This is a genomic window from Blautia sp. DFI.1.216 (assembly GCF_020594215.1).
GTDB classification, from domain to species: Bacteria; Bacillota; Clostridia; order Lachnospirales; family Lachnospiraceae; genus Blautia_A; species Blautia_A wexlerae.
The window spans coordinates 1-13,906 of record NZ_JAJDML010000069.1 but is presented as its reverse complement, the minus strand read 5'-3'; the positions used below and the strand labels follow the sequence as shown (position 1 = coordinate 13,906).

The following is a 13,906-nucleotide window of genomic DNA, read 5'->3' as shown; positions in this document are numbered from 1 at the left end:
ATGATAGGGGTCTCCAAAACCTTTGGTGGGAGTTCGATTCTCTCATCCCCTGCTCGAAACCTTTGAAAATGAAGGCTTTTGCGCGTCTTCGTCTTCACGGGTAATCACAAGAGTAATCAAAGAAATATCATATGAGTCTATTAAACTAGATTCTATGATATTTTTTTATTTGCCAAAAACAGAGCTGTCAAGAATTTTAATCTTTATAAGAAGGAAGAAAATACTTGACAGCTCGTACACTGATTATTTCTCATAATAAATAGAAAGGGCTTGACGGATTAATCCATCAAGTCCTCTTGACTACTACTCATATTTTTTGATCTGAAAAACACATCTTATTTTTTCAAAATAATCTGAATTGGAACTATTTTATGAAAGCGCTATAAAATAGAAGTTGTATTAACTGCAATTAAGCCTTATACTAAAGCTATCTTCAGAATACAAAAGTGCAGAAGTAAGACACTGGCGTATATTATGCCGGACTCTTTTCTGCAAAATTAAAGGAGTAATCCTATGCAGACATCTAAAGATTTTTTACATATTTTTCTTGATATGGGTGACGCATTGTTAAACAGCGGTGCAGAGATTTTTCGGGTGGAGGATACGCTGAACCGAATGGGTTATGCCTGTGGTGCTGCGCAGATGAATGTTTTTGTGATCACATCCAGTATCGTTATTACCATGGAATTTCCGGGAGAAGGAGCGCGGACACAGACCCGACGGATCAGGGAGTGCGGAGGAAATGATTTTACCAAACTGGAGCAGTTGAATGATCTGAGCCGTCGTTTTTGTAATCATCCTGTTCCGGCAGCAGAGCTTCGGAAGGAATTTGATAAAATTAATATAAATAAAACAAAACCGCTATGGAAACTTCTTGGAAGCCTTCTGGCTGCATGCAGTTTTGCTTTTTTTTATGGTGGAAGTATTCCGGATGCTGTTGCAGCAGGGCTTGGGGCTGTTCTGATCTGGGGATTACAGCAATATCTTCGTCCGGTATGCATGAATGAAGTGACTTTTCAGTTTGTGGCGTCTTTTTTTACAGGCTGTGCAATCTGTGGATTAACCTTGCTGTGCCCATTCCTTCGCATGGATAAGATTATGATCGGTGACATTATGCTTTTGATTCCGGGGTTGATGTCGACAAATGCAATCAGGGATGTACTTATTGGTGATACACTCTCTGGAATCATCCGTCTGATTGCTGCTTTACTACTTGCTGCGGCACTGGCACTTGGATTTATGGGGGCAATTATTTTATTTGGGAGGTTTGGACTTTGACTGCAGCAATCATGATACAATTAATTACCGGAGCCATTGGCTCTGTAGGATTTGGAATTCTTTTTCATATAAAAAAGAAATATTTGCCTCTGGCAGCAGTTGGCGGCTTCCTTAGCTGGCTGGTGTTCCTTCTGGGAAAAGAATTCTGGGGAAATGTTTTTCTTCCGACTCTGATGGCTGGCTTTGTTACAGATGTGTATGCAGAAATTCTTGCAAGAATCTGTAAAGAAACATCTACATCTTTTTTTGTTACTTCCGTAATCCCTCTGATTCCCGGAAGTACTCTTTATTATTGTATGAACAGCATTGTGGAAGGAAATACTGTTCGAGCATTGGAATATGGACGGGATACGTTTCTTTTTGCTTTTGGAATTGCAGCAGGAATGAGTATTGCGTGGTCGATCTGTTATTTTCTGAGAACTGTAAGGAAAAAGTAGAACTGACCTGGCAAGAAAGAAATTCCCGATGAAATGACACACACCCGTTTTCGACAGTTGATGAAAAATAAAATGGCAGAATCTCTTGACTTTATTGGGGGGTCTGCCGTTTTTGTATGGTTAAAATGAAAAAGTACATTAATGATATTCGAAAGACATGCAAATCTGAATATGGAAACAGACATTTCTGGTGTCGTGGATATTATGTAGATACGGTATGGAAAAATGCAAAAAAAATACAGGAATAATGAGTCATTAGACTCCAATGCCGGTAATAGACCCTTATAGGGTCAAAGCAAACCACCGACTTAGCCGGTGGTCGTGATTACCGAATCAAGCAAGTAGCGAAGCGGATGATTTTATCCGCTTGACCATATTATATATGCTGTGACGCAAATAGCAAGGCTAAGTTACTGTTCACTCCGTTCACAGTAACTTAGCCAAAATTCATTCCAGATTGCCTGCGGCAATGGAATTTTGGCTTGTATGTCTCGGGATTTTGGCATATTCATGCCAAAACACCTTGCGGGATAGTGGTGTGTGAACAGTAACAGGCGAACTATAAACTGAGAAAATAAAAAAGTTGACAATTAACCTTCTGTGCTTTAAAATAGTAAACCATAAAATATATGGAGGTTTACAAATGACTAAAACAAAAAGCATGATCTATTGCGGTCTTTTTACGGCGTTGATTGCAGCAGGTGCGTTTATTAAAATCCCTGTACCTGTAGTTCCCTTTACACTGCAGTACCTGTTCACTATGCTTGCCGGATTGTTTCTGGGATCCAGAAGGGGTATGATTTCTGTGGTTGCCTATATGCTGTTGGGACTGGCAGGACTTCCGATCTTTTCGGAGGGCGGTGGGATCTGGTATATTTTCAAGCCAAGCTTCGGTTATATTATAGGGTTCTGCCTGGGAACATACGTGACCGGACTTATTGCAGAGCGTCTTAAGCAGAAGACAGTTTTTCACTATTTACTTGCGAATTTGGCAGGTCTGATGATCGTCTATGCCTGTGGAATGGTTTATTACTATGTGATCTGTAATTATGTGATCGATACACCGATTGGAATCTGGCCGCTGATTCTTTATTGTTTTCTTCTTGCAGTACCTGGTGACATTGCATTAAGTGTTCTGGGAGCTGTTATTGCAAAGCGTGTCAGACCGGTAGTACTTCAATATCTTTTTGATTCAAAATCAAATGTCAGACTGGAAACGGAGGAGCTTGCAAAATGAATCCACTTATTTTAGCACAGGAAATTATTGATGGACGCAGAATCACAAGGAAAGATGATCTTTCTTTCTTTCTCACCTGTGATTTAGATGAGTTATGTGAAGGAGCAGACCGTATCCGCGAAGCATATATCGGTGATAAGGTAGATCTCTGTTCCATTATCAATGGCCGCAGCGGCAGGTGTCCGGAGAACTGCAAATATTGTGCTCAGTCAGTACACCACCATACTTCCTGTGAAATCTATGATTTTCTTCCCGAGGAAAAGATTCTGGAAGCATGTAAAATGAATGAAGAGGAGGGCGTTGACCGTTTTTCCATTGTCACTGCAGGAAAGGCTCTGACCGGAAAAGAATTTGATCAGGCGATTCATGCCTATGAAACCATGTATAAGGAATGCAATATCGATCTCTGTGCTTCCATGGGATTTCTTTCTTCCGAACAGCTGCATCGTCTTCATGAAGCCGGAGTAACCAGTTACCATCATAATATTGAGACTTCGCGGAGAAATTTTCCTAATATATGTACGACACATACATACGATATGAAGATTGAAACTCTGAAAAAGGTAAAGGCAGAAGGAATGTGTGCATGTTCCGGTGGCATCATAGGAATGGGAGAGACCTGGGAGGATCGCCTGGATATGGCAGTCAGCCTTGCAGAGCTGGGTATTGACTCCATTCCGATCAATGCATTGATGCCCATTCCGGGAACACCTTTGGAACATCTTGATCAGCTTTCAGAGCAGGATATCCTCCGGACAATTGCCTTCTTTCGTTATATTAATCCTGAGGCTAATATTCGTCTTGCTGCCGGACGGGCACTTCTTACCAATGACGGGGAAACCGCTTTTAAATCCGGTGCCTCCGCTACAATAACAGGGAATATGCTGACTACTGTTGCCTGCGCAACCATCCGCAGCGACCGAAAAATGCTCTCTGATATGGGCAGAAATGTAACACCAGAATATTGGAAGGAAGTGGAAGAATCATGAGTAAAGCGGTATTTATTACAGGAACAGGAACAGACATGGGCAAAACCTATCTCTCAGGACTGATCGTAAAAAAACTGGCACAGGCAGGAAAAAATCCGGCTTATTACAAAGCTGCAATGAGTGGAAATGACCGGCGTGCAGACGGAAGTCTAATCCCGGGCGATGCACTTTTTGTTAAAGAGATGTCTGGTATTTCCCAGTCTCTGGATGATATGTGTCCCTATGTATATGAAAATGCCTGGTCTCCTCATCTTGCTTCAAGAGTTGAGGGTAATCCGGTGGATCTTGATGTTGTGCGAAGAGGATTTTTGAAGGCAGCAAATGATTATGAATATATTACCATGGAAGGAAGTGGCGGTATCCTCTGTCCGCTCTGTTTTGATGAACGCAAAATCCAGCTTGAAGATGTGATAAGAGAGTTTGAGCTTTCCAGTATTCTGGTGGCAGATGCAGGGCTTGGTACAATAAACAGTGTTGTATTGACTGCTGAGTATATGAAAGCCCATTCCCTTCCAATCAAAGGTATTATTTTTAACCATTACCATCCCGGAAATATTATGGAAGAGGATAATATTGCTATGTGCCAATATATGACAGGCCTTCCGGTTATTGCAAAAGTACAGGATAATGCGAAGGATCTTGATATAGATGCAGATGTACTGGCAGAATTTTATGATGAGGTGAAGATCAAATGATATGGTATCCCTATGAACAAATGAAAACAATGAAAGCTCCCTATAAGATTCTGGATGCAGAGGGTGTACATCTTTATACAAAAGATCAGAAGCTGATAGACTCTATATCTTCCTGGTGGTGTATGATTCATGGATATAAGCATCCGGAACTGACAGAAGCGATCAAGGAACAGGCAGACCGTTTTTGTCATGTAATGCTTGGGGGACTGACACATGAGCCGGTGGAAAAGCTTTCTGCGAAGCTGCAGGAATTTCTGCCAGGAGATCTGGATTATTGTTTTTTTTCAGATTCAGGAAGTGTTGCAGTGGAGGTCTCACTTAAAATGGCCCTTCAATACAACACCAATCAGGGAAGAAAGCGCCCGTTAGTGCTGGCTCTTGAACATGCATATCACGGGGATACCTTTAAGGCAATGGAAGTTGGTGATGACGAGGATTATCATTTCGCTTTTGACAAAAAAGAGGGTGTTGTCCATATTCCCACTGAGATCCCGGCCCTGGAGGAGGCATTTGAACAGTATCATGACCGTCTGAACTGCTTTATTGTGGAGCCTCTTTTACAGGGAGCAGGAGGAATGCGGATGTATGATATTTCATTCCTGAAGAGAGCAAGAGAATTGTGTGACCAGTATGATGTTCTTTTGATTTTTGACGAGGTTGCAACCGGGTTTGGCCGCACAGGTAATCGCTTTGTGGCAGATCTTGTTCTGCCGGATATCCTGGTTCTTGGAAAGGCCCTTACAGGAGGATATATTGGTCATGCTGTCACTGTGGCAAATCACAAGGTATTTGATGCCTTTTACAGTGATGATGACAGACTTGCCCTGATGCATGGTCCTACTTTTATGGGAAACCCGCTGGCATGTGCTGTGGCTTTGAAGGGGATTGAGATTTTTGAGCGTGAAGATTATATGAGTAAAATCCGTCATATTGAACAGGTTTCACGTGGTGAGATGGAAGCATTCACAGATCCACGGATCAAAGAAGTCCGGATCATGGGTGGCTGCGTGTGCGTGGAGGTTCATGATTCCAGGAATCTGGAAGGCTTCCAGCAGTTTGCTTATGAACGGGGTGTGTTCAGCAGGCCATTTTTGAACTATATGTATTCTATGGTTCCATATGTGATCAGTGACGAAGAGCTTATAAGAATTTTTGATGTGATGAAGGAATGGTTTAGAGAGAAATAAATAAAAACTACTGTATAAAGCCGGAAAAAAATTCAGCTTATATACAGTAGTTTTTTTGTTTTATAGCAATCCTCGTAAATAATGCATTTAAGACAGTTCAGCAGAGTGCGAAAGACAAGGAAGATATCTGCAGGCGTGCTGACGCACGGCAAAGATATCTGACGCAGGATTTCACACTCTGATGGGCTGGATTAAGATGCATTATTTCAGAGGATTGCTATAGATTGCCTGCAGTTTGTCAATCATCTCCTGGATCTCAGCCCGGGAGAATCCGCCAAAGCTGCACAGAGAGCGAAGTGGCATGGAATATGTCATTGCTGCTACCATTTCTTCAGTGATAGCTTCAGCAGCAGATTCGGAAGCTGTGTCTGAACCGCCGTTCATTGCAGCGAGATATCTGGAAGTCAGTTCTTTTGCTGCTTCTTTTGTGTCTGGATTATTGAAAAGTTCACCCAGTGTTGTGTTCATATGAATATGCATAGGAATTACCTGGCTGCTGGAGAGTTCAATGGTTTCAGAGAGACGGATATCTCTGGAGGATGCACCGATCAGAATCTCATATTTGCCGCTTGCAGCATACCAGTCGTGTAATTCGGTATTGTACCATGCAAAGCTGCGCTTATCCAGTTCCATAGTAACTGTTTTGGTTTCGCCAGGAGCAAGCTGGACTTTTTCAAAGCCTTTCAGTTCTTTTTCAGGACGGGTCGTGGATGCTGTCATGTCTTTCACATAGAGCTGGACAATTTCTTTTCCTGCAATGCTGCCTGTATTTGTCACATCTACAGAAACAGTGATGGTATCTTTTTCTGTTGGATTTGTGTTGGAAATCTGCAGATTGCTGTATGCAAAAGTAGTATAGGAGAGTCCGTATCCGAATGGATAAGCAACTTCCATCTGCTTGGTATCGTAATAACGATATCCTACAAATACACCTTCACGGTATTCCACTTTATCGCCGCCACCGAAGTTCAGGTAGGATGGATTGTCAGCCAGTTTCACCGGAATTGTTTCGGCCAGTTTACCGCTTGGATTTACAATACCATAGAGGATATTTGCAACAGCAGCTCCGCCTGCCTGTCCGCCAAGGTAAGCTTCCAGAATACCTTTCACATTATTGATCCATGGCATTTCCACAGGAGAACCATTGTGAAGAACGATCACAGTATTTGGCTGAACTTCAAGGATTTCACCAATAAGACGGTTCTGGCATTCTGGCAGTCTCATATGAGAACGGTCATATCCTTCAGACTCAAAACTATCCGGAAGTCCGGCGAAGATCACAACCTTATCAGCAGCTTTTGCAGCCTGAAGTGCTTCAGCAGCCAGTTTTTCATCGTATAAATCTTTATTAGCAGGAAATCCTTCTGCGTAAATAATCTGTGCATCAGCAGGAACAGCTTCCAGTGCATTGGTAATTTTAAAGCAGTTAATATGAGAGCTTCCGCCGCCCTGGAAACGAGGTTTTTTGGCAAAACCACCTACAAAAGCTACTTTCTCAGAGGTCTTCAGAGGCAGAATCTGGTCTGCGTTTTTCAGAAGGACCATAGATTCTTCCGCAATACGGCGTGCCTCTTCATGGTCTTTTTCCATGGTAAATTCCTGCGGTGCACGGTGGTCCGCATATTTGTAAATAATATTCAGGATACGTTCTACAGCCTGATCCAGAACTTCTTCCTTCAGAGTGCCATTTTTTACGGCTTCCATGATCAGAGCATCGTTTGTTCCGTTGGAACCTGGCATTTCCAGATCCAGGCCGGCCTCCAGACCCTTCACACGGTCATTGACAGCACCCCAGTCAGACATAACATATCCTTCAAATCCCCAGTCATTGCGGAGAACATCGGTAAGAAGCCATTTATTCTCGGAAGCAAAAGTACCGTTAATCTGATTGTAGGAGCACATAAAGGTATATGGCTGAGCCTTTTTTACTGCAGTTTCAAATGCAGGAAAATAAATTTCACGGAGTGTTCTTTCATCTGCTTCAGAAGAATTGCTCATGCGGTGATATTCCTGATTGTTAGCTGCAAAATGTTTGATGGAAGTTCCTACATGCTGGGACTGTACACCATTGATAAATGCAGCAGCGATCTCACCTGCAAGGTATGGATCTTCTGAATAGTATTCAAAGTTTCTTCCGCAGAGCGGAGAACGTTTAATATTGACAGCCGGTCCTAAAACAACAGATACGTCATTTGCCTGTGCTTCTCTGCCAATAGTTTCGCCCATGGCTTCCATTAAGCTACGGTCAAAAGAGCAGGCACTTAAAGCAGCAGGAGGGAAGCAGACTGCTTTGATACTGTCGTTCATTCCAAGATGATCTCCTTTGTCATCCTGCTTACGAAGCCCGTGAGGACCGTCGCTTACCATTACCTCCGGGATTCCAAGTCTTTCCACGCTTTTCAGATGCCAGAAATCAAGCCCTGAGCACATGCCTGCTTTTTCTTCCAGAGTCATCTGGCTGATGATTTTCTTTAAATCACGCTTCATAATAAATTCCTCCATAAGTTTATTAATATATGTTGAACAGATTGTTTGTGTTGCCTTTATCTGGACTATATCACCTTCAAATGATAAAATATAGTAAAATATTGATATAAATAACAAAATATTGCTGCGTATGCGAGAGGAATAAAGATGCAGGAGAAAAGTAAGGAATACAATGAAAAAGAACAACAGGTTGCAGAGAACCGAAGCAGGAATACTCTATTTGAGAGACGTGAGAATTTACAGAAACATGAATCTTATGCAAGTGAGCGTCGGCAGTATGATGCTATCAGGAATGGTCAGACAGACAGAATACAGTCCGTTTTTCAGATCACACCGGATGGAACTCCTGGAATACTGTCCAGAAATGAACTGCGAAACAGTAAGAATATGTTTATCGCAGGAATTACGCTGTTTACCAGAGCTGCGATTGAAGGTGGCGTACCTGAAGAAACTGCTTATGCATTAAGCGATGGCTATATTCAGACAGTGGAAGAGTGTACCAGTAAATCTTCCATAGAAAAGTTATCACAAAAAGCAGCTCTGAGATTTGCCCAGGAAGTGCAAAAGTCCGGAATGAGACATTACAGCAGAGAAATTGAAGCGGCAGTAAAATATATTCATCTTCATCTGCATGTTCCCGTTACACTGGAAGAAACTGCAGAGGCAGCAGGGATTAGTGCCAGTTATCTTTCCAGATTGTTTAAAAAAGAAACAGGAATGCTTTTTGTCGACTATATTCAGAAAGAACGGATAGAAGCTGCCTGTAATATGCTGACCTATTCAGATTATACAGCAGCACAGATCAGTGAATATCTCTGCTTTTCCACACAGAGCTATTTTATAAAAATTTTCAGAAAATATACAGGAACAACACCTGCAAAATATAAAAAATATAAAGTTCAGGACTGGAAATAATATCGGTATCAAAAGTTTTTTGATTATTTACGAGGATTGCTATAGGTCCCGAAACCGCACGGAAAATAAAAATATTTCTGAGCGTCCCTTTATGACTTATGACGTACAAATAAACATTTTCAAAAAATACAAAAAAGGGATTGACAAACAAAAATAAAGATTGTATAGTATTCCTATCAAATCAATATGAAAACAGGGAAAGCAAAAAATCCCATTAAAAATATCAGATAAGAAGGTGACAAGACATGAAACAAATCTTATGTTTCGGTGATTCCAATACATACGGTTTAATCCCGGGAACTACTAATCAGAGATACGGATGGGGTACCCGCTGGACCAGCATCCTGGATGACAAAGTAAGAACAAAAGGCTACAGAGTAATCGAAGAAGGACTCTGCGGAAGAACCACCGTATTCGATGATCCATTCCGTACAGAAAGAAGAGGAACAGAAATGCTTCCGGCAATCCTTGAGAGCCACAGACCAGTAGACACTATCGTTCTCATGCTTGGCACGAACGATTGTAAAAGCGTATACAGCGCAACCCCGGAAGTGATCGGACAGGGGATTGAACAGCTCCTTGATCAGATCAACACTGTAAACCCGGATGCCAAAATATTACTGGTATCTCCAATCTACCTTGGGGAGAGAATCTGGGAAGAGGATTTTGATCCGGAATTCGATAAGAATTCTATCGAAGTATCATGGAATCTGCCCCGGGTGTATGAGAAAATCGCCAGAAGAAGAAATATTTCTTATCTTCCGGCTTCAGAATTTGCCCGACCGGGAGAAGCCGATCAGGAGCATCTGGATGAACTGGGACATAGCAGACTTGCAGATGCAATTTATGAAAAGCTTGCAGGATGAAGCCTGAAATGTTATGATAGTTCACAGATGTGCAGATGTAACGCTTTAACTAAATCAAGTAAACTACCTGCTTTAACCGAAATAGCAGTGGATTGAAAAGTAATAAGCGGCACAGGCACACCAGAGCGTTCTTCAAATATGCTCTAAATCATAATAATAGAAGGAGAATAAAGTAACCATGGATTTTGAGTTTATCCGCGAGCAGACACCTCTTTATATTGAGGCAGCAAAGCTTACACTTCACATGGCGGTGATTGGTGTGCTGCTTGCCATTGTGGTTGGGCTTGTCTGCAGCATGATTAAGTATTTCAGGATTCCTGTACTTCGTCAGATCGTGGAATGTTACATTGAACTGTCCAGAAATACACCATTGTTGATTCAGTTGTTTTTCCTGTATTTCGGTCTTCCGAAAATAGGGATTGTCCTCAGTTCAGAACAGTGTGCGATCACAGGACTGACCTTTCTCGGAGGCAGTTATATGGCAGAAGCCTTCCGAAGCGGCCTGGACAATGTTCCACCCATTCAGGTGGAATCCGCATTAAGCCTTGGAATGAGTAAGAGTCAGGTATTTACAAACATTATCCTGCCCCAGGCGGTATCCAATTCTATTCCGGCATTCTGTGCAAATGCGATCTTTCTTATTAAGGAAACCTCCGTATTCAGTGCAGTAGCACTTGCAGACCTGATGTTTGTGACAAAAGACCTGATCGGAATTTATTACAAAACAGATGAAGCCCTGTTTATGTTGGTAATCGCATATCTGATCATACTTTTACCAATCTCACTTATCTGTTCATTTGTAGAAAGGAGAGTCCGCTATGCAGAATATGGGGATTGAGGTTCTTTTTAAGGGAATCAACTCATTAAGACTCTGGCAGGGCTTGTGGGTAACAATAAGAATTGCACTGATTTCCATGGTATTTTCCATAATCCTTGGATTTCTTCTTGGGATGGTAATGAATATCCCAAATAAAATCATTAAGTTTATCTGCCGCATTTACCTTGAAATAGTAAGAATCATGCCGCAGCTGGTGCTTTTGTTCCTGGTATATTTCGGAGCGGCCAAGCATCTGGGGATGAATCTTTCCGGTGAGACAGCGGCGGTCATTGTATTTACATTCTGGGGAACTGCTGAAATGGGTGATCTGGTGCGAAGTGCGCTGATCTCCATTCCTAAACACCAGTATGACAGCGGATACGGTCTTGGATTAAACAAATGGCAGGTCTATCTTTATATTATCCTTCCGCAGACTATAAGAAGACTTCTTCCATCCGCAGTGAATCTTCTTACCCGAATGATCAAGACCACATCACTGGTAGCTCTTATCGGAGTAGTAGAGGTGTTAAAAGTTGGAAAACAGATCATAGATGCATCACGTTATACAAATCCGACAGCGGCCCTCTGGGTATATGGTGCAGTATTCTTTATGTATTTTATCATATGTTTTCCATTTTCCAGACTCTCCAGAGTACTGGAAAAGAAGTTTGCTGATTAATAGAGAAATGAGGATAAATGAATGGGACAGCCGATTTTAGAAGTAGAACATTTAAAGAAATCATATGTAAACAATGTTCCTATTCTGGATGATGTTTCCTTCTCTCTGCAAAAGGGAGAAGTGGTAGTGATCGTAGGACCTTCCGGATGTGGAAAAAGTACCTTCCTGCGATGTATCAACCGCCTGGAAGAGATTGACACCGGTGTACTGAAGCTTAACGGTGTAAGCTATGAGAAAGAAAAAAAGAATATAAGCAAAGTCAGAGAGAAGATAGGAATGGTTTTCCAGAGCTATGATCTTTTCCCGAATATGACAATTTTAAATAATCTTCTTCTGGCACCAATGAAAGTACAGAAAAGAAATAAAGAAGAAGTGAAAAAGGAAGCGGAGCAGCTTCTTGACAGAGTTGGTCTTCTGGATAAGAAAGATAATTATCCAAGGCAGCTTTCCGGTGGTCAGAAACAGCGAGTTGCCATTGTACGTGCCATGCTGATGCATCCGGAGATCATGCTTCTGGATGAGATTACAGCAGCACTTGATCCTGAGATGGTAAGAGAAGTACTTCAGGTAGTACTGGAACTTGCAAAGACAGGAATGACCATGCTGATCGTCACTCATGAGATGGAATTTGCCCGTTCCGTAGCAGACAGAGTGATCTTTATGGATAAGGGAAACATTGTAGAAGAGAACACTCCGGAACAGTTCTTTGACAATCCGGAGACTGACAGGGCAAAACAGTTCCTGAACAGTTTCCATTATGAAACAGTGAAAAAATAGAATAGAGGAAAACAGAATATTTTATAAATCCTGAAATGGATGATAATATCCATGAAATAGCAGGATATCATAAGAGCTAGTACATCGTTTCGTAAATAACTATACCAATCGCGTAGGATGCGGATTCGAGTGTGCTGGTATAAAAACGCAGGCGTAGCGGGCTACGCTGAGGCTTTTAGACCTGTGCAATCGGATTCGCAGACAAGTGAGTGGTATAGTTATTTCGAAAACGATGTACTAGTTATAAAAATTATAATAAAATCAAAATTTTTTTAAAACATGGAGGAAAAGAACATGAAGAAAAAAATATTAGCAGTCTTATTAGCAACAGGTGTAGCAGCAACAACACTTCTTGGCGGAAGTATTCTTGTAAGTGCGGCAGATGACGGTGGAAACACTGCACAGGCCCGTACTCTGGATGAGATCAAAAAAGACGGAAAGATCAAAATCGGTGTATTCAGTGACAAGAATCCATTTGGATATGTAGATGAAAACGGTGATGTTCAGGGATACGATATTTACTTTGGAAAAAGACTTGCAAAAGACCTTCTGGGAAGTGAAGACGATGCAGAATTTACTTATGTAGAGGCAGCAAGTCGTGTAGAATATCTGCAGTCTGCAAAAGTAGATGTGATCCTTGCAAACTTTACAGTAACCGATGACAGAGCGGAGAAAGTAGACTTCGCACTTCCATATATGAAGGTAGCTCTTGGAGTTGTTTCTCCTGATGATGCGCTGATCAAAGATGTAAAAGATCTGGAAGGCAAGAAGCTGATCGTTGTAAAAGGAACAACAGCAGAGACATATTTCACAGATAACTATCCGGATATTGAACTTGTAAAATTTGATGAATACCAGGAAGCATACGATGCGCTTCTTGATGGAAGAGGAGATGCATTCTCCACAGACAATACAGAAGTACTTGCATGGGCTCAGCAGAATGAAGGATTCTCTGTAGGAATCGAATCTCTTGGTGATATTGATACGATTGCACCAGCAGTACAGAAGGGCAACACAGACCTTCTGAACGCAATCAACGATGAAATCAAATCTCTGGCAGATGAACAGTTCTTCCATAAAGATTTCGAAGAAACTCTGAAACCTGTATACGGTGACAACATCAATCCGGATGACCTGGTAGTTGAAGGTGGTGTTGTGGACAGCGAAGAAAAAGCTGAGGATGCAGATGCAGCAGCGACAGAAGATTCTGATGCAGCCTCCGATGACACTAAAGATGCGGAAACAACAGAAGAACCGGAAGAGACAGAGGCAGCAGACGCTGAATAAGCAGTGTAAATGCAGTATAAAAGTTATAATTTTGATATTCTCTAAAGTATTGATTTATAAACAAAGTGAGACGCACTCCATTAGGACATTCCTGTGGAGTGCGTTTCATTTTGAGATAATGATCAATTTTTGCTTATTGCAAGTGTGTCAGATATTTCAAAATTCTGTCATTTTTGTATGTGACTTTGTAAATGGGAAAAGGGTTACTGTTCACTCCGTTCACAGTAACGTAGCCAAAATTCATTCCAGATTGCC

Annotated in this window: 13 protein-coding genes and 1 pseudogene; 13 read left to right on the top strand and 1 reads right to left on the bottom strand. The window is 41.7% G+C overall.

Features of this window, described 5'->3' with window-relative positions; all coding sequences use genetic code 11:
- The first annotated feature begins 513 nt into the window (after window positions 1-513).
- The 7 genes and pseudogenes from LJE11_RS17220 to bioA all read left to right on the top strand — a co-directional run bounded on the left by LJE11_RS17220 (window position 514) and on the right by bioA (window position 5,823).
- Window positions 514-1,278 carry a threonine/serine exporter family protein gene (locus LJE11_RS17220; protein WP_008708223.1) on the top strand — a complete coding sequence of 255 codons (765 nt, stop codon included), beginning with the start codon at window positions 514-516 and terminating at the stop codon, window positions 1,276-1,278.
- The gene (locus LJE11_RS17215) at window positions 1,275-1,715 is read left to right on the top strand and encodes a threonine/serine exporter family protein (protein WP_008708222.1); all 441 of its coding nucleotides are present in this window, start codon (window positions 1,275-1,277) and stop codon (window positions 1,713-1,715) included. The genes LJE11_RS17220 and LJE11_RS17215 overlap by 4 nt, the downstream gene beginning before the upstream one ends.
- A gap of 129 nt (window positions 1,716-1,844) precedes the next feature.
- Window positions 1,845-1,960 (top strand): annotated as a pseudogene (locus LJE11_RS17210) (IS200/IS605 family transposase); the annotation flags it as partial.
- A 398-nt stretch (window positions 1,961-2,358) separates the two neighbouring features.
- Entirely contained in the window at window positions 2,359-2,952 is a 594-nt protein-coding gene (locus LJE11_RS17205) for a biotin transporter BioY (protein WP_008708220.1), read from the top strand.
- A complete protein-coding gene (gene bioB / locus LJE11_RS17200) occupies window positions 2,949-3,941 on the top strand; it encodes a biotin synthase BioB (RefSeq protein ID WP_008708219.1) in 993 nt (330 codons plus the stop codon). The genes LJE11_RS17205 and bioB overlap by 4 nt, the downstream gene beginning before the upstream one ends.
- Entirely contained in the window at window positions 3,938-4,636 is a 699-nt protein-coding gene (gene bioD / locus LJE11_RS17195; RefSeq protein ID WP_008708217.1) for a dethiobiotin synthase, read from the top strand. The genes bioB and bioD overlap by 4 nt, the downstream gene beginning before the upstream one ends.
- Window positions 4,633-5,823 (top strand): adenosylmethionine--8-amino-7-oxononanoate transaminase, encoded by a 1,191-nt coding sequence (gene bioA, locus LJE11_RS17190; protein WP_008708215.1) that lies wholly within the window; start codon window positions 4,633-4,635, stop codon window positions 5,821-5,823. Before bioD ends, bioA begins: the two co-directional genes overlap by 4 nt.
- A 201-nt stretch (window positions 5,824-6,024) precedes the next feature.
- Here bioA and LJE11_RS17185 read toward each other — a convergent pair whose 3' ends face one another.
- On the bottom strand, window positions 6,025-8,310 hold the full coding sequence (locus tag LJE11_RS17185) for a glycoside hydrolase family 3 C-terminal domain-containing protein (RefSeq protein ID WP_022380063.1): 2,286 nt from the start codon (window positions 8,308-8,310) through the stop codon (window positions 6,025-6,027).
- Between the two features lie 147 nt (window positions 8,311-8,457).
- Between LJE11_RS17185 and LJE11_RS17180 the strand changes: the two genes are divergently transcribed.
- The 6 genes from LJE11_RS17180 (at window position 8,458) to LJE11_RS17155 (ending at window position 13,651) form a co-directional block, all read left to right on the top strand.
- The gene (locus LJE11_RS17180) at window positions 8,458-9,225 is read left to right on the top strand and encodes a helix-turn-helix domain-containing protein (RefSeq protein ID WP_008708213.1); all 768 of its coding nucleotides are present in this window, start codon (window positions 8,458-8,460) and stop codon (window positions 9,223-9,225) included.
- Between the two features lie 245 nt (window positions 9,226-9,470).
- Window positions 9,471-10,091 (top strand): GDSL-type esterase/lipase family protein, encoded by a 621-nt coding sequence (locus LJE11_RS17175; protein ID WP_008708211.1) that lies wholly within the window; start codon window positions 9,471-9,473, stop codon window positions 10,089-10,091.
- A gap of 178 nt (window positions 10,092-10,269) precedes the next feature.
- Window positions 10,270-10,929 (top strand): amino acid ABC transporter permease, encoded by a 660-nt coding sequence (locus LJE11_RS17170; protein ID WP_008708210.1) that lies wholly within the window; start codon window positions 10,270-10,272, stop codon window positions 10,927-10,929.
- Window positions 10,910-11,587 carry an amino acid ABC transporter permease gene (locus tag LJE11_RS17165; RefSeq protein WP_008708209.1) on the top strand — a complete coding sequence of 226 codons (678 nt, stop codon included), beginning with the start codon at window positions 10,910-10,912 and terminating at the stop codon, window positions 11,585-11,587. The genes LJE11_RS17170 and LJE11_RS17165 overlap by 20 nt, the downstream gene beginning before the upstream one ends.
- A 21-nt stretch (window positions 11,588-11,608) precedes the next feature.
- On the top strand, window positions 11,609-12,364 hold the full coding sequence (locus LJE11_RS17160) for an amino acid ABC transporter ATP-binding protein (RefSeq protein ID WP_008708208.1): 756 nt from the start codon (window positions 11,609-11,611) through the stop codon (window positions 12,362-12,364).
- Between the two features lie 294 nt (window positions 12,365-12,658).
- Window positions 12,659-13,651, top strand: coding sequence for a cysteine ABC transporter substrate-binding protein (locus LJE11_RS17155; RefSeq protein ID WP_008708207.1), 993 nt, complete (start codon window positions 12,659-12,661; stop codon window positions 13,649-13,651).
- Window positions 13,652-13,906: the final 255 nt, after the last annotated feature.

Coding starts and splice junctions, on each gene's coding strand:
- LJE11_RS17170 (WP_008708210.1), top strand. CDS start 10,270: ATGGATTTTGAGTTTATCCGCGAGCAGACACCTCTTTATATTGAGGCA.
- LJE11_RS17185 (WP_022380063.1), bottom strand. CDS start 8,310: ATGAAGCGTGATTTAAAGAAAATCATCAGCCAGATGACTCTGGAAGAA.
- bioD (WP_008708217.1), top strand. CDS start 3,938: ATGAGTAAAGCGGTATTTATTACAGGAACAGGAACAGACATGGGCAAA.
- LJE11_RS17160 (WP_008708208.1), top strand. CDS start 11,609: ATGGGACAGCCGATTTTAGAAGTAGAACATTTAAAGAAATCATATGTA.
- LJE11_RS17175 (WP_008708211.1), top strand. CDS start 9,471: ATGAAACAAATCTTATGTTTCGGTGATTCCAATACATACGGTTTAATC.
- bioB (WP_008708219.1), top strand. CDS start 2,949: ATGAATCCACTTATTTTAGCACAGGAAATTATTGATGGACGCAGAATC.
- LJE11_RS17205 (WP_008708220.1), top strand. CDS start 2,359: ATGACTAAAACAAAAAGCATGATCTATTGCGGTCTTTTTACGGCGTTG.
- LJE11_RS17155 (WP_008708207.1), top strand. CDS start 12,659: ATGAAGAAAAAAATATTAGCAGTCTTATTAGCAACAGGTGTAGCAGCA.
- bioA (WP_008708215.1), top strand. CDS start 4,633: ATGATATGGTATCCCTATGAACAAATGAAAACAATGAAAGCTCCCTAT.
- LJE11_RS17165 (WP_008708209.1), top strand. CDS start 10,910: ATGCAGAATATGGGGATTGAGGTTCTTTTTAAGGGAATCAACTCATTA.
- LJE11_RS17220 (WP_008708223.1), top strand. CDS start 514: ATGCAGACATCTAAAGATTTTTTACATATTTTTCTTGATATGGGTGAC.
- LJE11_RS17180 (WP_008708213.1), top strand. CDS start 8,458: ATGCAGGAGAAAAGTAAGGAATACAATGAAAAAGAACAACAGGTTGCA.